At 69.7% G+C, this 26,124-nt stretch carries 24 protein-coding genes and 1 tRNA gene; 8 read left to right on the forward strand and 17 right to left on the reverse strand.

Annotated elements, in window-relative coordinates; translation table 11 throughout:
* Positions 1-23: 23 nt before the first annotated feature.
* Positions 24-473, forward strand: a complete 450-nt coding sequence (locus tag ABD671_RS00585) for a hotdog fold thioesterase (protein WP_344731238.1) — start codon at positions 24-26, stop codon at positions 471-473.
* Positions 474-495: 22 nt separating this feature from the next.
* Here the strand turns inward: ABD671_RS00585 and ABD671_RS00590 are convergent, their stop codons facing one another.
* On the reverse strand, positions 496-1,188 hold the full coding sequence (locus ABD671_RS00590; protein WP_344731239.1) for a GNAT family N-acetyltransferase: 693 nt from the start codon (positions 1,186-1,188) through the stop codon (positions 496-498).
* A 35-nt stretch (positions 1,189-1,223) separates the two neighbouring features.
* On the opposite strand from ABD671_RS00590, the gene ABD671_RS00595 reads away from it, so the two are divergent.
* The 5 genes from ABD671_RS00595 (at position 1,224) to ABD671_RS00615 (ending at position 5,583) form a co-directional block, all read left to right on the forward strand.
* On the forward strand, positions 1,224-1,973 hold the full coding sequence (locus ABD671_RS00595) for a DUF554 domain-containing protein (protein WP_344731240.1): 750 nt from the start codon (positions 1,224-1,226) through the stop codon (positions 1,971-1,973).
* 47 nt (positions 1,974-2,020) lie between these two features.
* Positions 2,021-2,848, forward strand: a complete 828-nt coding sequence (locus ABD671_RS00600) for an ABC transporter substrate-binding protein (RefSeq protein ID WP_344731241.1) — start codon at positions 2,021-2,023, stop codon at positions 2,846-2,848.
* Position 2,849: 1 nt separating this feature from the next.
* The gene (locus tag ABD671_RS00605; protein WP_344731242.1) at positions 2,850-3,638 is read left to right on the forward strand and encodes an amino acid ABC transporter permease; all 789 of its coding nucleotides are present in this window, start codon (positions 2,850-2,852) and stop codon (positions 3,636-3,638) included.
* Positions 3,635-4,372, forward strand: coding sequence for an amino acid ABC transporter ATP-binding protein (locus ABD671_RS00610; protein ID WP_344731243.1), 738 nt, complete (start codon positions 3,635-3,637; stop codon positions 4,370-4,372). Before ABD671_RS00605 ends, ABD671_RS00610 begins: the two co-directional genes overlap by 4 nt.
* A 134-nt stretch (positions 4,373-4,506) precedes the next feature.
* The gene (locus ABD671_RS00615; RefSeq protein WP_344731244.1) at positions 4,507-5,583 is read left to right on the forward strand and encodes an NAD(P)-binding domain-containing protein; all 1,077 of its coding nucleotides are present in this window, start codon (positions 4,507-4,509) and stop codon (positions 5,581-5,583) included.
* On the opposite strand, the gene ABD671_RS00620 is transcribed toward ABD671_RS00615, so the two are convergent.
* The 7 genes from ABD671_RS00620 to ABD671_RS00650 form a co-directional block, all read right to left on the reverse strand.
* On the reverse strand, positions 5,580-6,293 hold the full coding sequence (locus ABD671_RS00620; RefSeq protein ID WP_344731245.1) for an ABC transporter ATP-binding protein: 714 nt from the start codon (positions 6,291-6,293) through the stop codon (positions 5,580-5,582). The genes ABD671_RS00615 and ABD671_RS00620 overlap by 4 nt on opposite strands.
* Positions 6,283-7,068 (reverse strand): ABC transporter ATP-binding protein, encoded by a 786-nt coding sequence (locus ABD671_RS00625; RefSeq protein ID WP_344731246.1) that lies wholly within the window; start codon positions 7,066-7,068, stop codon positions 6,283-6,285. Before ABD671_RS00625 ends, ABD671_RS00620 begins: the two co-directional genes overlap by 11 nt.
* Positions 7,061-8,281 carry a branched-chain amino acid ABC transporter permease gene (locus ABD671_RS00630; RefSeq protein ID WP_344731247.1) on the reverse strand — a complete coding sequence of 407 codons (1,221 nt, stop codon included), beginning with the start codon at positions 8,279-8,281 and terminating at the stop codon, positions 7,061-7,063. The genes ABD671_RS00625 and ABD671_RS00630 overlap by 8 nt, the downstream gene beginning before the upstream one ends.
* Complete coding sequence (locus ABD671_RS00635) at positions 8,278-9,294, reverse strand: branched-chain amino acid ABC transporter permease (protein ID WP_344731248.1); 1,017 nt, start codon at positions 9,292-9,294, stop codon at positions 8,278-8,280. The genes ABD671_RS00630 and ABD671_RS00635 overlap by 4 nt, the downstream gene beginning before the upstream one ends.
* An 87-nt stretch (positions 9,295-9,381) precedes the next feature.
* On the reverse strand, positions 9,382-10,524 hold the full coding sequence (locus ABD671_RS00640) for a branched-chain amino acid ABC transporter substrate-binding protein (protein ID WP_344731249.1): 1,143 nt from the start codon (positions 10,522-10,524) through the stop codon (positions 9,382-9,384).
* A gap of 192 nt (positions 10,525-10,716) precedes the next feature.
* The gene (locus ABD671_RS00645) at positions 10,717-11,355 is read right to left on the reverse strand and encodes an ANTAR domain-containing response regulator (RefSeq protein WP_425574866.1); all 639 of its coding nucleotides are present in this window, start codon (positions 11,353-11,355) and stop codon (positions 10,717-10,719) included.
* The gene (locus ABD671_RS00650) at positions 11,352-11,528 is read right to left on the reverse strand and encodes a hypothetical protein (RefSeq protein WP_344731251.1); all 177 of its coding nucleotides are present in this window, start codon (positions 11,526-11,528) and stop codon (positions 11,352-11,354) included. Before ABD671_RS00650 ends, ABD671_RS00645 begins: the two co-directional genes overlap by 4 nt.
* 114 nt (positions 11,529-11,642) lie before the next feature.
* Between ABD671_RS00650 and ABD671_RS00655 the strand changes: the two genes are divergently transcribed.
* Positions 11,643-11,715: transfer RNA gene (locus ABD671_RS00655), tRNA-Leu, on the forward strand.
* 48 nt (positions 11,716-11,763) lie between these two features.
* Here the strand turns inward: ABD671_RS00655 and pyk are convergent.
* The 9 genes from pyk to trpC all read right to left on the reverse strand — a co-directional run bounded on the left by pyk (position 11,764) and on the right by trpC (position 25,566).
* A complete protein-coding gene (pyk, locus tag ABD671_RS00660; protein ID WP_344731252.1) occupies positions 11,764-13,218 on the reverse strand; it encodes a pyruvate kinase in 1,455 nt (484 codons plus the stop codon).
* 595 nt (positions 13,219-13,813) lie between these two features.
* Positions 13,814-14,206: a hypothetical protein gene (locus ABD671_RS00665; protein WP_344731253.1), complete on the reverse strand. Its 393-nt coding sequence runs from the start codon at positions 14,204-14,206 to the stop codon at positions 13,814-13,816.
* Between the two features lie 672 nt (positions 14,207-14,878).
* Entirely contained in the window at positions 14,879-16,345 is a 1,467-nt protein-coding gene (locus ABD671_RS00670; RefSeq protein ID WP_344731254.1) for a glutamate synthase subunit beta, read from the reverse strand.
* A 56-nt stretch (positions 16,346-16,401) separates the two neighbouring features.
* A complete protein-coding gene (gene gltB, locus ABD671_RS00675) occupies positions 16,402-20,958 on the reverse strand; it encodes a glutamate synthase large subunit (RefSeq protein ID WP_344731255.1) in 4,557 nt (1,518 codons plus the stop codon).
* 128 nt (positions 20,959-21,086) lie between these two features.
* Positions 21,087-22,097 carry a prolipoprotein diacylglyceryl transferase gene (lgt, locus tag ABD671_RS00680; RefSeq protein ID WP_344731256.1) on the reverse strand — a complete coding sequence of 337 codons (1,011 nt, stop codon included), beginning with the start codon at positions 22,095-22,097 and terminating at the stop codon, positions 21,087-21,089.
* On the reverse strand, positions 22,094-22,717 hold the full coding sequence (locus ABD671_RS00685; protein ID WP_344731257.1) for an SCO family protein: 624 nt from the start codon (positions 22,715-22,717) through the stop codon (positions 22,094-22,096). The genes lgt and ABD671_RS00685 overlap by 4 nt, the downstream gene beginning before the upstream one ends.
* A complete protein-coding gene (gene trpA / locus ABD671_RS00690) occupies positions 22,710-23,522 on the reverse strand; it encodes a tryptophan synthase subunit alpha (protein WP_344731259.1) in 813 nt (270 codons plus the stop codon). The genes ABD671_RS00685 and trpA overlap by 8 nt, the downstream gene beginning before the upstream one ends.
* Positions 23,519-24,787, reverse strand: a complete 1,269-nt coding sequence (gene trpB, locus ABD671_RS00695) for a tryptophan synthase subunit beta (RefSeq protein ID WP_344731260.1) — start codon at positions 24,785-24,787, stop codon at positions 23,519-23,521. The genes trpA and trpB overlap by 4 nt, the downstream gene beginning before the upstream one ends.
* The gene (trpC, locus tag ABD671_RS00700) at positions 24,784-25,566 is read right to left on the reverse strand and encodes an indole-3-glycerol phosphate synthase TrpC (RefSeq protein ID WP_344731261.1); all 783 of its coding nucleotides are present in this window, start codon (positions 25,564-25,566) and stop codon (positions 24,784-24,786) included. The genes trpB and trpC overlap by 4 nt, the downstream gene beginning before the upstream one ends.
* 130 nt (positions 25,567-25,696) lie before the next feature.
* Here trpC and ABD671_RS00705 point away from each other — a divergent pair, with 130 nt between their 5' ends.
* Positions 25,697-26,098, forward strand: a complete 402-nt coding sequence (locus ABD671_RS00705) for a DUF4190 domain-containing protein (protein WP_344731262.1) — start codon at positions 25,697-25,699, stop codon at positions 26,096-26,098.
* Positions 26,099-26,124: the final 26 nt, after the last annotated feature.

A 26,124-nucleotide genomic window follows, 5' to 3' on the forward strand; every position in this document is an offset into this window, starting at 1 on the left:
TACCGACAGCTAGCGTTCGCCTCATGACCGAGCCGCAGCAGGACGCCCCGTCGAGCCGCGTCGAGGAGTACCTCGCCGCCATGCCGCACACGATGGGGGCGCTCAACGAGAAGATGGGCGTCGAGATCGTCGAGATCTCCCCCGACCGGATCGTCGCGACCATGCCGGTCGAGGGCAACACCCAGCCCTACGGACTCCTGCACGGCGGGGCCTCGGTCGTGCTGGCCGAGTCGCTCGGCTCGATGGGCTCCGCGCTGCACGCCTTCCCCGACCGGGTGGCCGTGGGCGTCGACATCAACGCCACCCACCACCGCTCCGAGATGGCCGGCAAGGTCATCGGGGTGGCGACCCCGGCCCACCTCGGCAAGGCGTCGGCGACCTTCGAGGTCGTCATCAGCAACGAGGCCGGTCAGCGGGTGTGCACCGCCCGCATCACCTGCGCGTTGATCCCGAAGGAGAAGGTCGGCTTCTGATCCGCCGCCCGTGCTCGGGGCCTCACTCGGGGGCGGGCAGGTCGCGGCTCTCGACGCTGACGTCGTGGCGGCGCATCGAGCGCCGGGCGGCCAGGAGCTGCCCCAGCTGACGGCGTCCGGCGATCCGCTCGGCCGCCGGGCGCTGCGCCTCGATCTTGCTGCGGACGACGTGGGTCGGCGCGATGCGCACCGTGACGTGCGAGGCGAAGCCGAGGCGCGCCATGTAGCGGTTGGCGTCGCGGGAGCCGGAGGTGGCCGCCGTCATGACGTGGGCGATGCCGTGCTCCTCGGCCCACGACACGGCGGCCTCCATCAGCATGCGGCCGATGCCGTGGCGGCGGAACGCGGGGAGCACGTGCGGGGAGACCGCCTGCACGAGCGGCTCGAGGTTGAGCGGGCCCATCGTGGTGATGGTCAGGAAGACCGCCCCAGCGGGCTCGCCGTCGTACTCGGCGATCACGATGCGCTGCTCGGAGGAGACCACTGCCGCCTTGACGATCAGCTCGACCTCGGCGACCTGCTCCTGCGGGTCGGCACGGCGCAGGCTCTCGCTCCACAGGTCGGCCAGGAAGTGCGCGTCGTCCAGGTCGGCGCATCGCAGCGACACCATCGAGCGGCCCATCGACCCCGCCTCTCCCGGGCCGGAGCCCGACTGCCAGCTGTCCGTGGTCGCGCCGCTCTTCGCCCCCTCGAGCGCGTCCGTCGGAGAGGACACTACGCTCCCCTGGTCCCGTCTGTCAGAGGAGTCCCGTGATCCCCGGAATCGGCACCGCGACGAACGTCGCCACCGTCCTCCTCGGTTCCGGAGTGGGACTCGCGCTCGGCAATCGGCTGCCCGAGCGCACCCGCGAGGTGGTCACCGACGCGCTCGGCCTGGTGACCCTCCTCATCGCGGGCACCTCCGCCATGGCGGTGCTCTCCGACGACCTCTCCGACGCCGTCGGAGACAGCGCCCCCCTGCTCATCGTGCTCGGCGCACTCCTCCTGGGCGGCATCACCGGATCGCTGCTGCGCCTGGAGGACCGGGTGGAGGACGCCGGGCGGTGGCTCCAGCGCCGCCTCACCCGCGGTGCGGACGGGTCGGCGGAGCGCCAGCGGTTCGTGGAGGGGTTCGTCGTCTCCTCCCTCGTCTTCTGCACCGGGCCGCTCACGATCCTCGGCTCGCTCAACGACGGTCTCGGCAACGGCGCCGACCAACTGTTCCTGAAGTCGGCACTCGACGGCTTCGCCGCGATCGCCTTCGCGGCCTCCTTCGGGCTGGGGGTCGCCGCCTCGGCGATCACCGTGGTCGTCGTGCAAGGCGGGCTGACCCTGGTCGGGCTCGGCCTGGGCGACGTCCTCCCTGCCGCCCACCTCGACGCGGTCACGGCGACCGGTGGCCTGCTGCTCGTCGGCGTCGCGCTGCGGCTCCTGCGCCTGCGGGAGGTCCCCGTCGCGGATCTGCTGCCCGCGCTCCTCTTCGCCCCTGTTCTCGTCGCGATCGTGGCGTCCTTCCGCTGAAACCGAACCGTGACCCAGGAGGCACCCGGCGGGTCTATGGTGCAGCCATGCTGATTCGCCCCACGCACCGCGCCACGTTCGCAGCCGCCGTCCTGTCCGCCCTCGCGCTCACCGCAACCGCCTGCGGCGGCGACGACAGCAGCTCCGCGAAGGACACCTCGGCCGGCCCCGATCTCGGCCTGATCTCGGCCGGCACGCTCTCGGTGTGCTCCGACGTCCCGTACCCGCCGTTCGAGGACTTCGACAAGACCGCGCCGACCGGGTTCAAGGGCTTCGATGTCGACATCGTGAACGCGATCGCGGCCGAGCTCGACCTGAAGGTCACGATCAAGGACTCCTCCTTCGACGCGCTCCAGAGCGGTCTGGCCCTCAACTCGAACCAGTGCGACATGGCCGCCAGCGCGATGACCATCACTCCGGAGCGCGAGGAGAAGATCGGCTTCTCCGACGGCTACTACTCCTCCGAGCAGTCGCTGCTCGTCCCCTCGGACTCGACCATCGCCGGCATCGGCGATCTCGCCGGCAAGAAGGTCGGCGTGCAGAAGGGCACCACCGGCGAGTCCTACGCGAACGAGAACGCCTCCGACGCCGACATCGTGGTCTTCCCGAGCGACGGCGAGATGTACGCGGCTATCAAGGCCGGACAGATCGACGCGATCCTCCAGGACCTCCCGGTCAACCTCGACCACCAGAACGACCCCAAGGCAGCCGGACAGTTCAAGGTCGTCGAGACCTACGACACCGGTGAGGAGTACGGCCTGGCCATGAAGAAGACCAACACCGGCCTCATCGAGGCTGTCGACAAGGCGCTCACCACGCTCAAGGACAACGGCGAGTACCAGAAGATCTACGACTCCTACTTCGCCACCAACTGAGGTGAAGCGCTCCACTCGACGCCACCTGCGGGACGGCGGCCTCTACGCCGTCCTGCTGGTGGTGGTGGTGACCATCGGCCTGTCAGCCGATTGGCATGCCATCCGGGTCAACTTCTTCGACAGCGACACGATCAAGGCGCTCTGGCCGGATATCGTGACGATCGCAGCCGTCAACACGATCAAGTACACGGTGCTGTCCTTCGCCGGCGGCCTCGCACTGGCGCTGGTGCTCGCGCTCATGAAGCTCTCGCCTCTGCGGTTGTACCGGTGGCTCGCAACCGCCTACATCGAGTTCTTCCGTGGCCTGCCTGCTCTTGTCGTCATCCTTCTGATGGCGTTCGGCGTGCCGTTGGCATTCCAGTGGACTCCGCCCGGCGGCAATGTCGGGGCCGGGATCATCGCGCTCATCATGGTGTCCTCGGCGTACATGGCGGAGACGCTCCGGGCCGGAATCCAGGCGGTTCCGAAGGGCCAGACCGAGGCGGCAGCGTCTCTGGGTATGGGCAGCTTCTGGACCCTCGTCTCGATCACCCTTCCGCAGGCGATCCGGATCGTGATCCCGCCCCTGACCAACGAGTTCGTCCTGCTCATCAAGGACACCTCGCTCTTGAGCGTCGGTGGATTCCTCTTCAGCCAGCAGGAGTTGACCTCCTTCGGCCAGAGCGGTCTCACGAGCTACGCGAACGCGACACCGCTCATCGCGGTCGCGGTGGTGTATCTCGTCATCGCCGTCCCGAGCACTCGTCTCGTCGCGTACCTCGAATCCCGCCAGCAGAAGGCAGCCCGATGAACGCCGTCCCCGCCATCCAGGTCGAGCAGCTGCACAAGTACTACGGTCAGAACGAGGTGCTCAAGGGCATCGACTTCCGGGTCGACGCGGGTCAGGTCGTCTGCGTCATCGGTCCGTCCGGATCGGGCAAGTCGACCCTGCTGCGGTGCGTGAACCGTCTGGAGGAGCCGACCTCGGGCCGCATCCTCGTCGAGGGCATCGACATCTGCGACCCCGAGACCGACCTCAACGCCGTGCGTTCGCGCATCGGGATGGTCTTCCAGCAGTTCAACCTCTTCCCGCACATGAGCGTGCTGCGCAACCTGTGCATCGCCCAGCAGCGGGTGAAGGGGCGCGGCAAGGACGAAGCGGTCGAGATCGCCCGACGCAACCTCGCCAAGGTCGGCCTCTCGGAGAAGGAGGACGCCTACCCGGCGCACCTCTCCGGCGGCCAGCAGCAGCGCGTCGCCATCGCCCGGGCGCTCTCGATGGACCCCGACATGATGCTCTTCGACGAGCCGACCTCGGCGCTCGACCCCGAACTGGTCGGCGACGTGCTCGCCACCATGAAGGAACTCGCCTCGGAGGGCATGACGATGATGGTCGTCACCCACGAGATGGGCTTCGCGCGCGAGGTCGGCGACAAGCTGGTCTTCATGGACGGCGGCGTCATCGTCGAGGAGGGCGACCCGCGCGAGGTGCTGGGCAACCCCCACCACGAGCGCACCCAGTCGTTCCTCTCGAAAGTCCTCTGACAGCAGCCGGGCGCGAAGCGCCGGCGGCGTCGTCGGAGGAGGTCGAGCAGCGCCGCGAGCGAGGAACGAGGTCGCGACGTGCGTGTCGAGGCCGGAACTGGAACACTCCCTCGTCCTCGCCGGTTGAGGAGGGCGTGGACGTCCTCGACAGCCTCGTCATCGGTGCCGGCCAGGCCGGACTCTCGGCGTCCTACCACCTGACCCGTACGGGGGTCCGGCACGTCGTCCTCGACGCGAACGCAGCCCCGGGCGGCGCCTGGCAGCACCGGTGGGACGAGCTGACGATGCACGACGTCCATGGCATCGCCGAGCTGCCCGGCGACGAGCGTCCCGCCGGCCACGAGGACGAGCCGGCCAACCGCGTGGTGCCGGAGTACTTCGCCGCCTACGAGAGCAGCCATCGTCTGCCGATCGTGCGGCCGGTGCTGATCGACCGGGTCGAGGACGTCGACGGGGCGCTGGTGAGCACGTCGCGGGACGGCCGGGTCTGGCGATCGCGCACCCTGGTGAACGCCACCGGCACCTGGACCCGGCCCTTCCTCCCCTACTACCCGGGTCGCGAGACCTTCGCGGGCGATCAGCTCCACACCGCCGACTACCCCGGCGCCGGGCACTTCCGCGGACGCCGGGTGGTGGTGGTCGGGGGCGGTGCGTCGGCCGTGCAACTGCTGGGGGCGATCGCACCCGTGGCGGCCCGGGCCGTGTGGGTGACCCGACGCCCCCCGGTCTGGCGCACCGGCCCGTTCACTCCCGAGGTCGGACTCGCGATCGTCGGCGAGGTCGAGGAGCGCGTCCGGCAGGGGCTACCGCCCACCAGCGTCGTCGGCGTCACCGGTCTGCAACTGCGCGAGCAGGAGCGGGCCGCGGAGGAACTCGGCGTCTACCGCGACCGGCGTCCGATGTTCAGCCGGATCGAACCCGACCGGGTCGTCTGGGACGACGGGAGCGCCGAGGAGGTCGACGTGATCCTGTGGGCCACCGGCTTCCGCTACGCGGTCGAACACCTGGCGCCGCTGCGGCTGCGCAGCCCGGCGGGCGGGATCGCGCTCACCGGTCGGCCGGGGTCCGGATCGACAGTCACGTCGGTCGCCGATCCCCGGGTGCAACTGGTCGGCTACGGCCCCTCGGCCAGCACGATCGGCGCGAACCGCGCCGGCCGTGCCGCCGCGCGCACGGTGCGCGAGCAGCTCGGCGTCGTCGCCTCGGCCTAGACGTCGCCGCCGAGGTAGGCCGCCTTGACCGAGTCGTCGCCGGCCAGCTCGGCGCCCGTGCCGGAGCGCACGATCTCGCCGGTCTCGAGCACGTGGGCGGTGTGGGCCCGCTTGAGCGCCTGGGCCGCGTTCTGCTCGACGAGGAGCACCGTGGTGCCCTGCTCGTTGATCTCCGTGATGATCGAGAAGATCTGCTGGATCAGCTTGGGGGCCAGACCCATCGACGGCTCGTCGAGCAGGACGACGCGCGGGCGCGCCATGAGCGCGCGGCCGATGGCGAGCATCTGCTGCTCTCCGCCGGACATGGTGCCGGCGAACTGGCTGATGCGCTCCTCCAGACGCGGGAAGAGCGCCATCACCCGGTCGAAGTCCTTGGCCATCTCGGCCTTGTCCGAACGGACGTAGGCACCCATGTCGAGGTTCTCGCGCACCGTCATGCCGGGGAAGATGCCGCGACCCTCCGGGGATTGGCTCAGCCCGAGCTTGACCCGCTCGTACGGAGGCAGGTGCGTGATGTCCTTCCCGTCGAACATCACGCGGCCGGCGCGCACCTTGCGCAGACCCGAGAGGGTCTTCATCGTCGTCGTCTTACCGGCACCGTTCGCGCCGATGAGGGTCACGACGGTGCCCTCCTCCACGCTGAAGGTGACGTCGCGGATCGCCTCGATGTGGCCGTAGTTCACGCACAGGCCCTCGACCTCAAGAAGCATCTTCTTCATCCACTCCCAAGTAGGCGGCGATGACGGCGGGGTTGTCGCGGATCTCCTCGGGCGTGCCCTCGGCGATCTTGCGCCCGAACTCCAGGACGACGATCCGGTCGGTGACGCCCATGACCAAGCGCATGTCGTGCTCGATCAGCAGCACGGTGTACCCGTTGTCGCGGACCTTGCGGATCAGCTCCATGAGGCGCTGCTTCTCGGCGGGGTTGAAGCCGGCCGCCGGTTCGTCGAGGCAGAGCAGCTTGGGGTTGGTCGCCATCGCCCGGGCGATCTCCAGGCGACGCTGATCGCCGTAGGAGAGGTTGGAGGCGAGCTCGTCGTGACGGGCCTTGATGCCGACCAGGTCGAGCAGTTCCTTGGCGCGCTCGATCGACTCGGCCTCGGTGCGGCGGTGCCGCGGCAGCCGGAACAACGCCTCGACGAAGCTCACCTTGCTGTGGGCGTCGGCGCCGACCATCACGTTCTCGAGCACCGTCATCGCCTTGAAGAGGCGGATGTTCTGGAACGTGCGCGCGATGCCGAGCTTGGTGATCTTGTTGCGCTTCATACGGGCCAGGGGCTGGCCATCGAAGCGGATCTGGCCCGACGTCAGCTGGTAGACGCCGGTCATCGCGTTGAAGCAGGTGGTCTTGCCGGCGCCGTTCGGCCCGATGAGGCCGAGGATCTCGCCCTCCTTGATGTCGAAGCTGACCTCGTTCAGCGCGGTGAGTCCACCGAACTTCAAGGTGGCGTTCTGGACCTCGAGGATCGCCTTGCGGTCAGCCATGGGTCGTCTCCTCCAGTTCGCCGTCCTCGAGCGCCTCGATCTCGGCCTCCGCCTGCTTCGCCCGTCTGGCACGACGTGGTGGCAGCAGGCCCTCCGGACGCCAGACCGCCAGCACCGTCAGCGCCAGACCGAACACGAGCAGGCGGTAGTCGGCGAAGTCGCGGAAGCGCTCGGGCAGGTAGGCGACGATGGCGCCGCCGGCGATCGCGCCCCACCGGTTGCCCGATCCACCGACGATGACCGCGGCGACGAAGAGCATCGAGAGCAGTAGCGGGAAGGAGTCGGGACTGATGTAGCCGCCCTGACCGCTGGCGTAGAAGGACCCGGACAGTCCGCCGATCGCGGCACCGAGGGCGAAGGCCATCAGCTTGTACTTGAAGGTCGGCACGCCCATCAGCTCGGCGGCGTCCTCGTCCTCGCGGGTAGCTTCCCACGCGCGACCGACGCGGCTGTTCTTGATCAGCCGGTCGCCGATCACCACGAGGATCAGCGCGGTCAGGATCAGCCAGTAGTAGGGCACCGCGTCGAGTGCACCGAAGATGAGGAACCTCGTCGCGTGGTCGTGGTCGAGGGACGGCGTGAAGCCGTTCCACTCCAGACGCGGGATCGCGAACAATCCGCCCTTGTCGTAGGGCAACACCGGATCGGGGCCGATGTTGTTCGGGTGCGGGATGTCCTTGATACCGGCCGAGGAACCGAGCCAGCCGACGTTCTTCACGGTGATGCGGATGATCTCACCGAAGCCGAGCGTCACGATCGCGAGGTAGTCGCCGCGCACCCGCAGGGTGGGGGCGCCGAGCAGGACGCCGCTGATCATGGTCACCACGACGGCGACCGGCAGCGCCAGGAAGAACGGCCAGCTGCCGTGGTACACGGTCAGGACGGCCGTGGTGTACGCGCCGACCGCGTAGAAGCCCACGTATCCGAGGTCGAGCAGACCGGCGTACCCGATCACGATGTTGAGACCGAGCGCGATGAGCGCGAACGCCGCAACACGGAACATGACGCCGCCGAAGTCGATCGAGTTGGTCGTCAGGATCGGCGGACGCAGCAGCGGCAGGGCGTAGGCGAGGGCGATCGCGACGGCGACCACGAGCGCCTTCACCGGCAGCGGCTGACGGGCGTAGCCGTCCACGACGCCGTCCCACCACGAACCGACCGCGCGCAGCGGGTTGCGCCAGGTGCCGACCGGCGGCTGGGTGGAGGTGCTCATGCGCGCGCCTTTCCGAGGGCCTCGCCGAGCAACCCGGAGGGTCGCACGAGGAGGATCAGGACCAGCAGGACGAAGGCGGTGACGTCCTTCCAGTTGGGACCGAAGACCGCGGAACCCCAGTTCTCCATGACACCGAGGATGAGCCCACCCAGGAGCGCTCCGCGCAGGTTGCCGATGCCGCCCATGACGGCGGCGGTGAAGGCCTTGACGCCGAGGATGAAGCCGGCGTTCTGGCGGGTGGAACCGATCTTCATCATGTAGAGCGTGGCGGCGACACCGGCCATCAGGCCGCCGATGAGGAAGGTCATCTGGACGACGCGGGTGGAGTTGACGCCCATGAGGGCGGCGGACTCGGGGTCCTGGGCGGTGGCGCGGATGCCACGGCCGAACCGGGTGCGACGCACGAACTGGTCGAGCGCGACCATCATCAAGATGGCGGCCAGGACGACGACGAGGTCGACGTCGGTGATCGAGTAGCCGCCGACGTCGAAGAGGTTGTGCGGCTGGATCGTGACCGGGTTGGAGTAGACGTCACGCGCCTTCTCGGGCGAGACGTAGTTGGCGAGGTCGTCGTCGAGCCCGACCCACGAGGCGAACCGGTCGCGCAGGCCCATCGCCTCGGCGAGGGCGAAGGAGGCGCCGATCGCGGAGATCAGCGCGATCAGCTTGGGGGCGTTCTTGTTGATGAGGGGGCGGTACGCCACCCGTTCGAGCAGGAGAGCGATGCCTGCTGACACCGCCATCGCCACCACGAGCGAGGCGAGCAGCATCGGGGCCGCCCTCCCCAGGCTCCAGGTGACAGGTTCGGAGCCGTGGAGGAAGTAGAAGGTCCACGCCATGCCGAAGGTGCCGAACATGAAGACTTCGGAGTGGGCGAAGTTGATCAGTTGCAGGACGCCGTAGACCATCGTGTAGCCCAGCGCCACCAGCGCATAGATCGCGCCGAAGACGAGCCCACCTGTGGTGTAGCTCAGGAAATTGTCGAAGCTGCCGAACAGCGCGTCCAGATGCACGGGCTCACCCTCCGCCGAACTGATGCGTCGGAGCCGGGGTGGTAACACCCCGGCTCCGACGCGTGGTCAGAAGCCGTCAGGCCTCGATCACTCGATGACCTCGGGGTTGTCGACGTCGAGCTTGCCGTCCTTCACGAAGTAGGCGTAGATCTTGGACTCCGTGATGTCGCCGTTCTCGTCGAAGGCGATCGGACCGCTGACGCCGGTGCCCGTGTAGCTGCCGATGAACTCGTTGAGAGCCTGGGCGTCGGAGACGCCCGAGTCGACGGCGGCCAGGAAGATGTTGGTCGCGTCGTAGGCCTGGGTCGAGTAGAGACCGGTCGCACCGAAGTCGGCCGGCGGCGGGCCCGCGGGGGCCGAGAGGACGGCGCCCTCGGCGGCGTCCGCACCGGCGACCTTGACGAAGGACGGGTCCTCCGAGCCGTCACCGGACATGAACGTGCCGGTGAAGCCGCCCTGGCGCAGCTGCTTCACGAGCAGACCGGCTTCGGTGTAGTAGCCACCGTAGAAGACGGCGTCGGCACCGGCGGACTTCACAGCCTGGACGACGGCCGACATGTTGGTGTCGCCGACCGAGATCTGGTCGTCGCCGGCCAGCGCGTCGCCGAGCGAGTCCTTGACCTTGCCGGCCAGACCCTTGGAGTAGTCCTGGCCGTCGTCGACGACGAAGACCTTCGTCGCGCCGGCGGTGCCGGTGAGGTACTGCGCGTCGGCAGCGCCCTGGGCGTCGTCGTTGCCGATGACGCGGTGCCAGGTGGTCCAGCCCTGCTGGGTGATGGTCACGTTGGTGGCCGAGGGCGAGATCGAAGGCAGACCGGCCTCGAAGAAGGTCTTGCCGGTGGCGAGCGACTCACCCGAGAAGCCCGGGCCGACGAGACCGAAGATGGTGTCGTCGTTGACGATCTGGGTCGCCAGACCCGGGGCGTTGTCGGGGCTGCCCTGGGAGTCGAACTTCTTCAGGTTGACCTGGCAGTCGGCGTTCTTGTCGTTGTGCTCCTTCAGAGCGAGCTCGATGCCGTTGACCATGTTCTGGCCGAGGGCACCGGCGTCGCCGGTGAGGGCGCCGAGGAACGCGATGTTCTTGCCACAGAAGGCGCTCGCGCCACCGCCGCTGCTGGAAGCGGCTGCGTCGGGGGTGTCGCTGGAGTCGTCGCTGCCGCACGCGGACAGCGCCAGTCCGGCGACGGCCACAACAGCCAGCGCACGGGCAGGCTTGGAGAAGCGGATCATGATGTGCCTCCGTCAGGCTCACGGTCCTCCGGGCGTGGGAGCTCGGAGGAATCGACTATCGATGGCCGACAACCTAGTGGCACCTCGGGGCCCGGCGGCAAGCATTCGATCGGTCCGGTATGGACTTTGTCGAAATGTGACCTGATCTCCGCCGACGTCGCCGCAGGATCCTCCGAGACGACGGCACCGCCGCTATTCCGCGGCGATCGCCGGTCCGTGCTCGACGACGCCCTCGGCGACCTGGCGCATCGAGAGGCGCAGATCCATGGCGGTCTTCTGGATCCAGCGGAACGCCTCGGGCTCGGAGAGGTGCAGCTGCTGCTGGAGGATGCCCTTCGCGCGGTCGACGGCCTTGCGGGTCTCGAGCCGCTCGGTGAGGTCGGCGACCTCGCCCTCGAGCGCGGCGAGCTCGGAGAAGCGGCTGACCGCCATCTCGATGGCCGGCACGAGGTCGGTCTGGGAGAACGGCTTGACCAGGTAGGCCATGGCGCCGGCGTCCCGTGCCCGCTCGACGAGGTCGCGCTGGGAGAAGGCGGTGAGGATGACGACCGGCGCGATGCGCTGCTTCGCGATCGCCTCGGCGGCGGCGATCCCGTCGAGCACCGGCATCTTGACGTCGAGGATGACCAGGTCGGGTCGCAGCTGCTCGGCGAGCTCGATCGCGGTCTGGCCGTCGCCGGCCTGGCCGACCACCTGGTAGCCCTCCTCGCCGAGCATCTCGGCCAGATCCATCCGGATCAGCACCTCGTCCTCGGCGATGACCACGGTGCGGGGCGTGCTCTCCTGGCTCACGCGCGTAAGGCTATCGGGCGCGCGGTCCCCGCGGGTCAGGCCCGGCGACGGGTGACGGACGCAACGCCGCGGCCGTCAGCGGAACGGCGTTCGAGGTAGAGCTCGACCTCACGTCGCTCGACGCCGCGGCGGGCGCACTCGATGGCCGCCGCGCGGGCGTTGCTGATCGCCCGATCGTTGCTGGCACGCGCCCAGGCCCGGAACCGTCGCACCGTCCACCCCCTCGTCTCGTCGACTGCCCGAAAGTCTAGCGATCCGATAGACAATGCGCGAGTGCGGGCGCGTGCGGGGGTGAGCGGAGCCTCCGGTAGCCTCTGCGAGGTCCCGCCCCGGTAGCCCAACGGCAGAGGCAACGGTCTCAAACACCGTCCAGTGTCGGTTCGAATCCGACCCGGGGTACTCGCCCGCATCAGGCGACCAGGCCGCTCGCCGGTCGGCCGGTCGGCGTCAGCCCTCGCGACGGTAGGCGGGCGCCACCTCGTTGATGGCGTCGCCCATCCGGTGGATGCGCAGGGCGTTGGTCGAGCCGGGGATCCCCGGAGGGGCGCCCGCGATGATGACGACGAGGTCGCCCTCCTGGACGCGACCGATGCGCAGCAGCTGCTCGTCGACCTGGCGCACCATCTCGTCGGTGTGCTCGACAGGCGAGGTCTTGAAGGTCTCCACGCCCCAGGACAGCGCGAGCTGGGACCGCACCCGCGCCTCCGGCGTGAAGGCCAGGAGCGGGATCGGCCCGCGCAGCCGCGACATCCGGCGCGCGGAGTCGCCGCTCTGGGTGAAGGCGACGACGTACTTGGCGCCGATGCGCTCGGCGACCTCCTCGGCCGCCTTGGCGATGACGCCGGGCTTGGTGTGGGGGTCCCAGTCGATGGGCGCGAGGTCGCCGGCGTCGAAGGCATGGCGCTCGGTCGCCGCCACGATGCGCGCCATCGTCTCCACGGTGTGCACCGGGTACTCCCCCACACTGGTCTCGCCGGAGAGCATGACGGCGTCGGCGCCGTCGAGGACGGCGTTGGCGACATCGGAGGTCTCGGCGCGGGTCGGCTGCGGGTTGCCGATCATCGAGTCGAGCATCTGGGTGGCCACGATGACCGGCTTGGCGTTGAGGCGCGCCTTGCGGATGATCTCCTTCTGCAGGAACGGGACCTCCTCCAGCGGACACTCCACGCCGAGGTCGCCGCGGGCGACCATGAAGCCGTCGAAGGACTCGATGATGTCGTCGAGGTTGTCGATGGCCTGCGGCTTCTCGATCTTGGCGATCACCGGCAGCCGGACCCCGACCTCGTCCATGATCCGCCGCACGTCACCGGCGTCCTCGCCGTCGCGGACGAAGCTGAGGGCGATGAAGTCGACCCCGAGCTTCAACGCGAAGCGGAGGTCCTCCTCGTCCTTCTCCGACAGCGCCGGCACCGACACCGCGACACCCGGCAGGTTGATGCCCTTGTGGTTGCTGACCTTGCCGCCGACGAGCACCTCGGTGCGGACGTCGGGTCCGTTGACGTCGGTGACGCGCAGCCGGATGCGGCCGTCGTCGATGAGCAGCGGGTCGCCGACGCTGACGTCGCCGGGCAGTCCCTTGTAGGTCGTTCCGCAGACGGTCGCGTCGCCGGGGACGTCGCGGGTGGTGATGGTCCACTCCTGGCCGCGGCGCAGGATGACCGGGCCGTCGGCGAAGGTCTCCAGTCGGATCTTCGGCCCCTGGAGGTCGGCGAAGATGCCGACCCCGTGACCGCTCGCGTCGGAGGCCTCGCGCACGAGGCGGTAGGCCTCGGCGTGGTCCTCGTGGCTGCCATGGCTCATGTTCAGCCGGGCGACGTCCATCCCGGCGTACACCAGTTCGCGGATCCGCCGCGGTGAGGACACCGCAGGACCGAGGGTGCACACGATCTTCGCTCTACGCACGCCGCCACCCTAGCGACCGACATTGGATCGTTCTAACGAACCCGGCGGTAACGTCCCGGAAACGCAGACGGACCCGCAGGGGACTCCCCACGTAGCCTTTGATGGTCCACCCGTTGGACTCAGACCAACCGGAGTCGGGCGGGCCCCCGTCGCTAGCCAACCTGCGTCAAGCGCGGCGAACCAATCGAGTCAGGGCAACCATCCGGGTCTGGAGATCACACCTCTCCGAACACGGACCGCGACGAACGAGCCCCACCGTCATGTCTCCACGAAAGTCGTGCCGAGACAACTGGAATCACAAATCACCGCAGTCATCGAATTCCATAGCCCAGTGCGAATGGCTCTGACGTGACAATCGCTTCCTACGCACGATTCGATTCCCGCATCAAAGACTCAGGGCGAAGTAACCCTGGATTTCATCGCCGCTCACGTCTCCGAGATGAGAGGGCCCCACAAATCCGACAGTCGGCGTCGGCTTGCGGGGCCCCCAAGGAATCATCCGTCACGGCGAATCATGCATGTCGAATCGCGGCACTTGTGTTGTGACAACTCCAGATGAATCCGGCAGCAGATCCACCATATTCCTCCCAGATGGCTAGTCAGCAAGCAACACCGCAAGTGCCCATAGTCCGTACTTCTTGGCGAGGTCCCACACAGCGCCGCCCAGCACGACGCCGCACCACCAGTTCGACTTGCACTGGTCGAACAGGCAGGTGGCATTGCAATTCGTCGTCGTATTCGCCAAGGCGCGGATGCGGCCCATATCCGCGAAGCCGTGCTGCCCCGTATCCCAGGTGCTGTAGACGCGGACTACGTCGCCCCACTGCTTGTAGCAGACGGAAGGGGAGGAGACGGTCCATGTATCCGCCCCTTGAAAACACTTGTAAATCGGCTGTGCCGTGTCGGCGCTCGCGGGCTGCGGCGCCAAGAGCACAGCACCCCCTAATGCCAGCAATACGGACAACGTAAAGGCAATCAGACGTTTCACCTGTGTACTCCCTCCGAATATCCAACTTCGACTTTCGGAACTTAGCTCACAGGACACTAAACGGTCCATGGTCAAGCACCTTGGAATTTCCTGAATTTTCGAGTCCCACCCGATCGACCGCCGCCAACCCCATCAGGCTCAGGGAAAGTGATACAGCGCCCTTGCGCGCAATTCTCAAATCGCCGACCGCAGCATCCTGCTCATGTCGTCACGTGGACGTGCATGCCCTGACGACGGGCAAGGGGAGCCGGGATCCCCACGGCCGAGGAGCGGCTCCTCGCTGGATCGGCTCGCATGGCCGGTGTGTCGGCAACACGATTCGCTGTTGGACCTTGGAGAGGAGGGGCCTCGCACTTCGTTCCGAGTCGCATCGTCGGCGGCGCCGACATTGAGGGAACTGATCAGATCTCGGCCTCTGGGGTCCTGGTCACCGAGTGCGCCACGCTGTGAGCGGACCTGTGCGTAAGGCAGCCAACCTCGGGGTCCGTCACGCGCCCAGCATGCATCGCGTTGCTCGGTCCAGGAGCCCAGCGGAGGTCGAGCGACAATCCACAACACCGCGGTGCAGCGTTTCTGCGCTGGCTCTGTATGGCTGTTTGACTCGCACCGGAAACCGACGACGGGCGTGCGGGGGCTCCCCCGCACGCCCGTCCAAACGGCGTCTCGGCGTGCTCAGACGACGAGCGGGCGGTCGGTCGGGCGCACCGGCGCCGGCAGGTCGGTGCTGCCGGTGAGGAACGCGTCGACCTTCGAGGCCGCGGCGCGGCCCTCGGCGATCGCCCACACGATGAGCGACTGACCGCGGCCGGCGTCGCCGGCGACGAAGACGCCCGGCACGCTCGACTGGTAGTCGGAACCGCGGACGACGTTGCCGCGCGCGTCGAGCTCGACGCCCAGCTGCTCGAGCAGACCCGGCTTCTCGGGGCCGAGGAAGCCCATCGCGAAGAGCACGAGCTCGGCCGGGATGACCCGCTCGGTGCCCTCGTGCTCGACGAGCTTCCCGCCCTCGAAGCTGACCTCGACCAAGCGCAGCTCCTTGACGTTGCCGGCCTCGTCGCCGATGAACTCCTTCGTCGAGACGGCGTACACGCGGTCGCCGCCCTCCTCGTGGGCCGAGGAGACCCGGAAGGTCATCGGGTAGGTCGGCCACGGCTGGCCCGAGGGCCGCTCGGTGGTCGGCTGCGGCATGATCTCCAGCTGCGTGACCGAGGCCGCGCCCTGGCGGATCGAGGTGCCGAGGCAGTCGGCACCGGTGTCGCCGCCGCCGATGATGACGACATGCTTGCCGGTGGCCAGGATCTGGCCCTCGACGGTCTCCCCCAGCGCGACGCGGTTGGCCTGCGGCAGGAACTCCATCGCCTGGTGGATGCCGCCGAGCTCACGGCCGGGCACCGGGAGGTCGCGGGCCTCGGTGGCGCCGATGGCAAGGACGACGGCGTCGTAGCGGTCGCGCAGCTGGTCGCCGGTGATCTGGGTGCCCACGTCGACACCGGCCCGGAAGACCGTGCCCTCGCGACGCATCTGGTCCAGGCGCCGGTCGAGGTGCTTCTTCTCCATCTTGAACTCGGGGATGCCGTAGCGCAGCAGGCCGCCGATCTTGTCGGCCCGCTCGTAGACCGCGACGGTGTGGCCGGCCCGGGTCAGCTGCTGGGCGGCCGCGAGGCCGGCCGGACCCGAGCCGATGACCGCGACGGTCTTGCCCGAGAGCCACTCCGGCGGCTGGGGCCGCACGAAGCCGGACTCCCACGCCTTGTCGATGATCGAGACCTCGACGTTCTTGATGGTCACGGGGTCCTGGTTGATGCCCAGCACGCAGGCGGTCTCGCAGGGGGCCGGGCAGAGGCGACCGGTGAACTCCGGGAAGTTGTTGGTCGCGTGCAGGCGCTCGATCGCGCCCTCCCAGTCCTGGCGCCAGACCAGGTCGTTCCACTCGGGGATGATGTTGCCCAGCGGGCAGCCCTGGTGGCAGAACGGGATGCCGCAGTCCATGCAGCGGCTCGCCTGCGGCGTGATGATGGGCAGCAGCGCCTTGCCGATGCCGTCGGGGTAGACCTCGTTCCAGTCCTGGACGCGCTCCTCGACCGGACGACGGGACGCGACCTGGCGCCCCTCCTTCAGAAAGCCCTTGGGGTCAGCCACGGCTGGCCACCTCCTCCACTCGGAGTCGCGATGCGGGACGGACGACGGGACGGCGCTCAGCCATGGAGGGCCTCCATCATCGCGTTGGCGATCTCGGCCTCGTCGAGACCGTCGGCCTCGGCCTTCGCCTTGGCCTCCAGCACGATCCGGTAGTCGCGCGGCATGACCTCGGTGAAACGGGTCAGCGCGGTCTCCCAGTCGGCCAGCAGCTCCTCGGCGACCTCCGACCCGGTCTCCTCGAAGTGCTGGCGCACGAGGTCGTGGAGCTCGTCGGCGTGCTGGGCGACCGGACCGAGCTCGACGAGCTCGGTGTTGACCCGGAACGGCTTGAGGTCGAGCACCCAGGCGATGCCGCCGGACATGCCGGCCGCGAAGTTGCGACCGGTCTTGCCCAGGACGACGACCCGGCCGCCGGTCATGTACTCGCAGCCATGGTCGCCCACACCCTCGGTGACGACGCTGGCACCGGAGTTGCGGACCGCGAAGCGCTCGCCGACCCCACCCCGGAGGAAGATGTTCCCCGAGGTGGCACCGTAGGCGATGGTGTTGCCGGCGATGATCTGCTCGTTGGACTTGAACGGCGCGGTGCGGTCGGGGCGAACGACGATGCGGCCGCCCGAGAGTCCCTTGCCGACGTAGTCGTTGGCGTCGCCCTCGAGGCGCAGCGTGATGCCGCGCGGCAGGAACGCACCGAACGACTGGCCGGCCGAGCCGGTGAAGGTGATGTCGATCGTGCCCTCGGGCAGACCCTCTCCGCGGTACCGCTTGGTGACCTCGTGGCCGAGGATCGTGCCGACGGTGCGGTTGACGTTGCGGATCTCTACCTGGGCGCGCACGGGCTCGCCGCGCTCGAGGGCCGGCTCGGCCAGCGGCACCAGGGTCGTGACGTCGAGCGAGCGCTCGATGCCGTGGTCCTGGGTCTTGGTGCAGCGCAGGTCCTGATCGGGGAAGGCCGACAGGTCGGGCGCGTGCAGGATCGGCGTGAGATCGAGACCGGAGGCCTTCCAGTGGTCGACGGCGCGCGAGACGTCGAGCGCGCCGACCTGGCCGATGGCCTCGTCGAGGGTGCGGAAGCCCAGCTCGGCCAGGATCTCGCGCACCTCCTCGGCGATGTACTCGAAGAAGTTCACGACGAACTCGGGCTTGCCCGAGAACCGCTGGCGCAGCACGGGGTTCTGCGTCGCGACGCCCACCGGGCAGGTGTCGAGGTGGCAGACCCGCATGAGGATGCAGCCCGAGACCACCAGGGGCGCGGTCGCGAAACCGAACTCCTCGGCGCCCAGCAGAGCGGCGATCACGACGTCGCGACCGGTCTTGAGCTGGCCGTCGGTCTGGACGACGATGCGGTCGCGCAGGCCGTTCAGCAGGAGCGTCTGCTGGGTCTCGGCGAGACCCAGCTCCCAGGGACCGCCCGCGTGCTTGAGCGAGGTGAGCGGCGAGGCGCCCGTGCCGCCGTCGTGACCGGAGATCAGGACGACGTCGGCGTGCGCCTTGGAGACGCCGGTGGCGACGGTGCCGACACCGACCTCGGAGACCAGCTTCACGTGGACCCGTGCCGCCGGGTTGGCGTTCTTGAGGTCGTGGATCAGCTGGGCGAGGTCCTCGATCGAGTAGATGTCGTGGTGCGGCGGCGGGCTGATGAGGCCCACGCCGGGGGTGCTGTGCCGGGTCTTGGCCACCCACGGGTAGACCTTGTTGCCCGGCAGCTGACCGCCCTCGCCGGGCTTCGCGCCCTGCGCCATCTTGATCTGGATGTCGTCGGCGTTGGTGAGGTACTCGGCGGTGACGCCGAACCGGCCCGAGGCGACCTGCTTGATGGAGCTGCGGCGCTCGGGGTCGTGGAGGCGCTCGGGGTCCTCGCCGCCCTCACCGGTGTTGGACTTCGCGCCCAACCGGTTCATGGCGATCGCGAGGGTCTCGTGGGCCTCGCCCGAGATCGAGCCGTAGGACATCGCGCCGGTGGAGAACCGCTTGACGATCGAGGCCACCGACTCGACCTCGTCGAGCGGCACCGGGGTGCGACCGGTCTCGCCGGCGTCCTTGAAGGTGAACAGGCCGCGCAGCGTCATCAGCCGCTCGGACTGCTCGTTGACCCGCTCGGTGTACTGCTTGAAGACGTCGTAGCGTCCGGCGCGCGTGGCGTGCTGGAGGCGGAAGACGGTCTCGGGGTCGAACAGGTGCGGCTCGCCCTCGCGGCGCCACTGGTACTCGCCGCCGATCTGCAGCTCGCGGTGGGCGGGCGCGATGCCGCCGCGCGGGTAGGCGGTGTGGTGGCGCCGGGCGACCTCCTCGGCGACGACGTCGATGCCGATGCCGCCGAGCTTGGAGGTGGTGCCGGTGAAGTAGGCGTCGACGAGCTCCTGGGAGAGGCCGACGGCCTCGAAGATCTGCGCGCCGGTGTAGGAGGCGACCGTCGAGACGCCCATCTTGGACATGACCTTCAGCACGCCCTTGCCGAGCGCCTTGATGAGGTTCTTGACCGCCACCTCGGGCTCGGTGGTGACGTAGTACCCCTCGCGGGCGAGGTCCTCGACGGACTCCATGGCCAGGTAGGGGTTGACCGCGGCGGCGCCGTACCCGACCAGGAGCGCGACGTGGTGGACCTCGCGGACGTCGCCGGCCTCGACGAGCAGGCCGACCTGGGTACGGGTCTTCTCGCGGACGAGGTGGTGGTGCACGGCCGCGGTGAGCAGCAGCGACGGGATCGGGGCGAGCTCGGCGGTGCTGTGCCGGTCGGAGAGCACGATGATGCGGGCGCCCTCGGCGATCGCACCGCTGACCTCCGCGCAGATCTCCTCGATGCGGGCCGCCATCGCCGCGCCGCCGCCCTCGACCTCGTACAGGCCGCGGGAGACGTGGGTGATGAAGCCGGGCATGTCGCCGTCGCGGTTGATGTGCCGGATCTTCGCGAGGTCGTCGTTGGAGATGACCGGGAAGGGCAGCACGACCTGGCGGCAGGACGCCGGCGTCGGCTCGAGCAGGTTCGACTCCGGGCCGATCGTGCCGTTCAGCGAGGTGACGAGCTCCTCGCGGATGGCGTCGAGCGGCGGGTTGGTGACCTGCGCGAACAGCTGCGCGAAGTAGTCGAAGAGCAGCCGCGGCTTCTCCGAGAGGGCCGCGATCGGGGTGTCGGTGCCCATCGAGCCGATCGGCTCGGCGCCGGTGTTGGCCATCGGCGTGAGCAGGACGCGCAGCTCCTCCTCGGTGTAGCCGAAGACCTGCTGACGACGGGTGACCGAGGCGTGCGTGTGCACCACGTGCTCGCGGTCGGGGAGGTCGGTGAGGTTCACCAGGCCCGCGTGCAGCCACTCGGCGTACGGGTGCTCGGCGGCGAGCTCGGACTTGATCTCCTCGTCCTCGATGATGCGGTGCTCGTCGGTGTCGATGAGGAACATGCGGCCCGGCTGGAGGCGGCCCTTGCGGACGACGGTCGCGGGGTCGATGTCGAGCACGCCCACCTCGGAGGCCAGGACGACGAGGCCGTCGTCGGTGACCCAGTAGCGCGAGGGGCGCAGGCCGTTGCGGTCGAGCACGGCGCCGATCTGGTCGCCGTCGGTGAACACGACGCACGCGGGGCCGTCCCACGGCTCCATGAGGCTGGAGTGGAACTCGTAGAACGCCCGGCGGGCGGGGTCCATCTCGGTGTGGTTCTCCCACGCCTCGGGAATCATCATGAGCACGGCGTGCGGCAGCGAACGGCCGCCCATGTGCAGCAGCTCCAGCACCTCGTCGAAGGAGGCGGAGTCGGAGGCGCCCGGGGTGCAGATCGGGTAGAGCCGCTCGAGATCGCCGGGGATGAGGTCGCTGGCGAGCAGCGCCTCGCGGGCCCGCATCCAGTTGCGGTTGCCCATGACGGTGTTGATCTCGCCGTTGTGGGCGATGAACCGGAACGGGTGCGACAGCGGCCAGCTCGGGAAGGTGTTGGTCGAGAACCGCGAGTGGACGACGACCAGCGCCGAGGCGATGCGCTCGTCGACCAGGTCGGGGAAGAAGCGGTCGAGCTGGTCGGTGGTGAGCATGCCCTTGTAGACGAGCGTGCGCGAGGAGAGCGAGGGGAAGTAGACGTCGGTCTCACGCTCGGCGCGCTTGCGCAGGCAGAACGCCATCCGCTCCAGCTGCATGCCGGTGACCCGCTGGGTGGCGCCTGCGACGAACAGCTGGCGGAACTGCGGCATGACGCCGAGCGCGGCCGAGCCGAGGATCGAGGGGTCGACGGGAACGTCGCGCCACCCGACGACCGTCAGGCCCTCCTCGGCGGCGATCTCCTCGATGCGCGCCACGGTGGCGGCGACGTGCTCGTCGTCGCCGGGCAGGAAGGCCGTGCCGACGGCGTAGTTGTGCTGGGCGGGGAGCTCGAGGCCGAGCTCGGCCGTGACCTCGCGCAGGAACGCGTCCGGCACCTGCATGAGGATGCCGGCGCCGTCGCCGGAGTTGATCTCAGCGCCGGCCGCGCCTCGGTGGTCGAGGTTGCGCAGGGCGGTGAGCGCCTTGGCCACGATGTCGTGGCTGGCGACGCCGGTCAGGGTCGCGACGAAGGCCACACCGCACGCATCGTGCTCGTGGACCGGGTCGTACAACCCCTGCGGCGGCGGGAAGGCGTGCGAGTAGGGCACCGGGAACTCCCGTCGTCGGTTGCAGAGAAGCCTGGTCGGCTGCTGGTGGAACGAAGCAGGGGACGGCGTTGGCCCGAGCGGGTGCCTCGAAGATTACCACCCGGTTACGGAACCACCGAAGGCCCTGTCTACGTGGTGGATGTCTCGGGTTCGGCGGCAGGCGGGACGTCGTCGTCCGCCGGCTCCGGATCGACCTCGGCACCGGCCGCGGAACCGGCCTCGGAACGGGCCCCGGCACCGGCCTCGGCACCGGCCTCCTGCGCCTCCTCGGCGTCCGGACCGCGGCCCGGGAGGTACACCTCGCTCTCGCGGGTCAGCCCGCGACGGGTGGCCACCACGAAGTAGATGCCGGCCAGCACGAACAGCACGATCGAGGTCCAGACGTTGAACCGCAGGCCGCCGACGTCGGAGAGCTCGACGTTGTCGATGCGCAGCATCTCGATCCAACCGCGGCCCAGCGTGTAGGCCATCACGTAGAGGGCCACGACCCGCCCACCGCCGAGGCGGAAGCGGCGGTCGGCCCAGATCACGAACCCGAAGGCGCCGAGGTCCCACAGGCACTCGTAGAGGAACGTCGGGTGGAACGTCGTCCCGGGGTCGTAGCCGTACTCGGCGGCCGTGGCCGGACTGACCTCCAGGCCCCACGGCAGGTCGGTGGGCTTGCCGAAGAGCTCCTGGTTGAACCAGTTGCCCCAGCGGCCGATGCCCTGGGCGACCAGCACCGCGGGGGCGATGGCGTCGAGCACGGGCGGCAGACGGATGCCGGCACGCCGCGCACCGATGAACACACCGAGGGCACCGAGCGCGACCGCGCCCCAGATGCCCAGCCCGCCGCGCCAGATGTAGAGCGCCGTGACGGGGTTGCGGCCCTCGCCGAAGTAGAGGTCGTGATCCGTGGCCACGTGGTAGAGCCGGCCGCCGACCAGGCCGAAGGGCACCGCCCAGATCGCGAGGTCCTGGATCTCCCCCAGCCGGCCCCCGCGCGCCACCCACCGGCGTTCGGCGATCACGATCGCCACGACGATGCCGAGGATGATCGAGAGGGCGTACCCGCGGATCGGGAACGGCCCGAGGTGCCACACGCCCTGGCTGGGGCTCGGGATGCTCAGCGGGAGCACGCCCGCCGCGAGGTCGATCACGGGACCCCCTGGGTGAGGACGGTGTGGATGTCGGCGGCGAACTGGGCCGCCGAGGTGCTCTGGCTCCAGAAGACCGGCGCTTCGCCGTCCTCGATGCCGGTGACCTGCGTGCTGTGGGTGTTGAGGTCGTAGCCGCCGCTGGGCAGCTTCTGGCCGTCGGTGACGCCGACAGCCACCGACTTCCCGAGGGCGGCGATGTCGTCGAGGTCGCCGGTGAGCCCCTCGAAGTCGGGGTCGAGCCGGTCGAGGTAGCGGCGCAGCACCTGCTCGTCGTCACGGGCCGGATCGGTGGTCACGAAGACGACCTGCACCTGCTCGCGGTCGGACTCCGAGAGCCGGGTCATGGCGGCCGCGAGGTTGCCCATCACCAGACCGCACACGTCGGGGCAGTGGGTGTAGCCGAAGAAGGCGAGGGTCAGCTTCGCGCCGGTGCCGCCGCCGTCGGCGAGCTCGTAGGAGTCGCCTGCGGTGTCGGTGAGGGTGATGGGGGCGACGGTGAAGGGCGGATCGACCTTCGACCCGGCGAAGGAGCCGCCGTCACCCGAGGCCGAGCCGCCGCAGCCGGCGAGCAGCGCCGGCAGGAGCAGCCCGAGGGCCGCGAGCGCCGCCGGCCTACGCACGACGGACGCCGCGGGCGAGATCCTCGGTCAGCTCACGCAGCGCCTTGAGACCCGTGGCGCGGTCGTCGGCGTGGTCGAGCAGGCAGCGGACGAACGCCGAGCCCACGATGACGCCGTCGGCGTAGGCGGCGACCTCGGCCGCCTGCGCGCCGTTGCTGACGCCCAGGCCGACGCCGACCGGCAGACCCGTGCCCTGCTGCTCGACGGCCGCCCGCGTGCGCGAGACCAACGGGCCGGCGAGATCGCTCGTGGTCGTGCGGGCGCCCGTGACGCCCATGACGGCGGTGGCGTAGACGAACCCGCGACTGGCGGCGGTGGTGTAGGCGATGCGCTCGTCGGTCGAGGACGGCGCCACCAGGAAGATCTTGTCGAGGTCGCGGGCGTCGGCGGCCTCGATCCACTCCGGTGCGAAGTCGGGAGTGAGGTCGGGGGTGATCAGGCCGGCTCCCCCGGCGTTGGCCAGGTCGGTGGCGAACCGCTCGACGCCGTACCGCTCGACGGGGTTCCAGTAGGTCATGATCACCGTCGGGACGCCGGTGGCCGCCACCGCCTCGACCGTGCGCAGCACGTCGGCGGTGCGCACCCCGCCGTCGAGCGCGATCTGGGCGGCGGCCTGGATCGTCGGGCCGTCCATCACCGGGTCGGTGTAGGGCAGGCCGATCTCGATGACGTCGCAGCCGGCGTCGACCATCGCCGTCAGCGCGTCGATGGCGCCGGGCACGTCGGGGAACCCGGCCGGCAGGTAGCCGACGAGGGCCGCGCGGCCCTCGTCGCGAGCGGTGTCGAAGGCGGCCCGCACGCTCACTGGGCGGCCTCGTCGCCGAGTCCGAAGTACTCCATCACGGTGCCCATGTCCTTGTCGCCGCGGCCGCTGAGGTTGATCAGCACGGTGGCGTCGGGGCCCTTGGTCGCCGCGAGCTCCTCGGCGACCCGCAGCGCACCGGCGATCGCGTGCGCCGACTCGATGGCCGGGATGATGCCCTCGGTGCGGCTGAGCAGCGAGAGCGCCTGCATCGCCTCGTCGTCGGTGACCGGCACGTAGGTGGCGCGACCGATGGCGGCCAGATGCGCGTGCTGCGGCCCGACACCGGGGTAGTCGAGCCCCGCGGAGATCGAGTGCGACTCGACGGTCTGCCCGTCGTCGTCCTGGAGCACGTAGGTGCGTGCGCCGTGCAGGACGCCGGTGGCACCCGCGTGGATCGTCGCCGCGTGGCGCGGGGTCTCGACGCCCTCTCCTCCGGCCTCGAACCCGTAGATCGCGACCTCCGGGTCGTCGAGGAAGGCGGTGAACAGGCCGATGGCGTTCGAACCGCCGCCGACGCAGGCGGCGATGGCGTCGGGCAGGACGCCGTACTGCTCGAGGCACTGGGCGCGCGCCTCGTCGCCGATGCCGCGCGTGAAGGCGCCCACCATGCTCGGGAACGGGTGCGGACCAGCCGCGGTGCCGAACAGGTAGGCGGTGTGGTCGACACTGGCGACCCAGTCGCGCATCGCCTCGTTGATGGCGTCCTTCAGCGTGGCGCTACCGGACTCGACCGGCACCACCTGGGCGCCGAGGAGGCGCATGCGGGCGACGTTGAGCGCCTGACGACGGGTGTCGACGGCGCCCATGTAGACCGTGCAGTCGAGGCCGAAGTACGCGGCGGCCGTGGCGCTGGCGACGCCGTGCTGGCCGGCGCCGGTCTCGGCGATGACGCGCTTCTTGCCCATCCGCTTGGTGAGCAGCGCCTGGCCGAGCACGTTGCGGATCTTGTGCGCGCCGGTGTGGTTGAGGTCCTCCCGCTTGAGCAGGACCCGGCAGCCGACCCGCTCGGAGAGCCGCGTGGCGTGGAACAGCGGCGAGGGCAGGCCGGCGTACTCGCGCAGCACCTGCTCGAACTCGGCGGTGAAGGCGGGGTCGGCCATGGCCTCGTGCCAGGCGACGGTCAGCTCGTCGAGGGCCGCGATGAGCGCCTCGGGCATGAAGCGGCCGCCGAAGCCGCCGAACCAGCCCTGGGCGTCGGCCTCGAACCGACCGCCCTGCAGGAACTGCTCGGCCACAGCCGTCTCGGGATCGGAATGGAGGGTCATGCCGTCACTCCCGTCATCGAGCGGACCCCGCCCTCGGGGTCCCCGTCCTTCACCAGCGCCTCGCCGACGAGGACCACGCGGGCCCCCTCGGCGACGAAGCGCCGGACGTCCTGGGGTCCGGTGATGCCGGACTCCGCGACCTTCACCCGGTCGTCGGGGATGAGCGGTGCGAGACGCCCGAAAGTGGCGTCGTCGACCGCGAGGGTCTTGAGGTTGCGGGCGTTGACGCCGATCAGCTCGGCGCCCAGCGCCACCGCCCGCTCGGTCTCGGCCTCGTCGTGCACCTCCACGAGCACGGTGAGCCCGAGCTCGCGGGCGTACTCGTGCAGGGCGCGCAGCCGGTCGTCGTCCAGTGCAGCGACGATGAGCAGGGCGAGGTCGGCGCCGGCGGCTCGGGCCTCGAGGAGCTGGTACTCCTCGACGATGAAGTCCTTGCGCAGCACCGGGACGTCGACGGCCGCACGGACCGCGCGCAGGTCGTCGAGGCTGCCGCCGAAGCGCCGCTGCTCGGTGAGCACGCTGATCGCCGCGGCGCCGCCGGCGGCGTAGTGCGCCGCGAGCTCGGCGGGATCGGCGATCTCGGCGAGGTGTCCCTTGCTCGGCGAGCGGCGCTTGACCTCGGCGATCACGCTGGAGCCCGCCGCCCGGAAGTGGGGCATGGGGTCGCGCGGCGGGTCGACGTCGGCCAGCGCGGCCCGCACGTCGGCCTCGGGGACGCCGGCACGGCGGGCCTCGAGGTCGAGGCGGACCCCGGCGACGATCTCGTCGAGTACGGACATCAGGGGTGGACTCCTCGCGGGGTGGGACGTCCCCGAGTCTGTCACGCCCACGTTAGGGTCCGAGCATCCGGTGTCGCGGGTGAACACCCCACCCCTGCGACGCGGACCGACCATCCACGAGAGGGAGACGATGAGCTACAACGAACCGCCGCCCACCGGCGCCGAGCCGCCGAACTACGGCGCCCAGCCCCCGGGCTACGGTGCCCCGCCGCCTCCGCCGCCGGGCTACGGCGGCCCCGGCTACGGCGGCCCCGGCTACGGTGGCGCACCCCAGGGCACGAACAAGAAGGCGATCTGGGCGCTCGTGCTCGGCATCCTCGGCCTCCTGTGCTGCGGCTTCATCACCGGCATCCCGGCGCTGATCCTCGGCAACAGCGCGAAGAAGGAGATCGACGCCGGCAACGGCAGCGGTCGCGGTCTCGCCCAGGCCGGGTTCATCCTGGGCATCATCAGCATCGTGCTGACGGTGCTCTCGATCATCCTGATCGCCGCCGGCGTCATCAACGTCGACGGGTCGGTGCAGACGAGCTGACGCCACCGCGCGTCGAACCCGCAGAC

This window comes from Nocardioides fonticola, from assembly GCF_039536805.1.
GTDB lineage: Bacteria > Actinomycetota > Actinomycetes > Propionibacteriales > Nocardioidaceae > Nocardioides > Nocardioides fonticola.

Coding starts and splice junctions, on each gene's coding strand:
- ABD671_RS00585 (WP_344731238.1), top strand. CDS start 24: ATGACCGAGCCGCAGCAGGACGCCCCGTCGAGCCGCGTCGAGGAGTAC.
- ABD671_RS00600 (WP_344731241.1), top strand. CDS start 2,021: ATGCTGATTCGCCCCACGCACCGCGCCACGTTCGCAGCCGCCGTCCTG.
- ABD671_RS00610 (WP_344731243.1), top strand. CDS start 3,635: ATGAACGCCGTCCCCGCCATCCAGGTCGAGCAGCTGCACAAGTACTAC.
- ABD671_RS00620 (WP_344731245.1), bottom strand. CDS start 6,293: ATGCTTCTTGAGGTCGAGGGCCTGTGCGTGAACTACGGCCACATCGAG.
- ABD671_RS00625 (WP_344731246.1), bottom strand. CDS start 7,068: ATGGCTGACCGCAAGGCGATCCTCGAGGTCCAGAACGCCACCTTGAAG.
- ABD671_RS00630 (WP_344731247.1), bottom strand. CDS start 8,281: ATGAGCACCTCCACCCAGCCGCCGGTCGGCACCTGGCGCAACCCGCTG.
- ABD671_RS00640 (WP_344731249.1), bottom strand. CDS start 10,524: ATGATCCGCTTCTCCAAGCCTGCCCGTGCGCTGGCTGTTGTGGCCGTC.
- trpB (WP_344731260.1), bottom strand. CDS start 24,787: ATGACCCTCCATTCCGATCCCGAGACGGCTGTGGCCGAGCAGTTCCTG.
- trpC (WP_344731261.1), bottom strand. CDS start 25,566: ATGTCCGTACTCGACGAGATCGTCGCCGGGGTCCGCCTCGACCTCGAG.
- ABD671_RS00705 (WP_344731262.1), top strand. CDS start 25,697: ATGAGCTACAACGAACCGCCGCCCACCGGCGCCGAGCCGCCGAACTAC.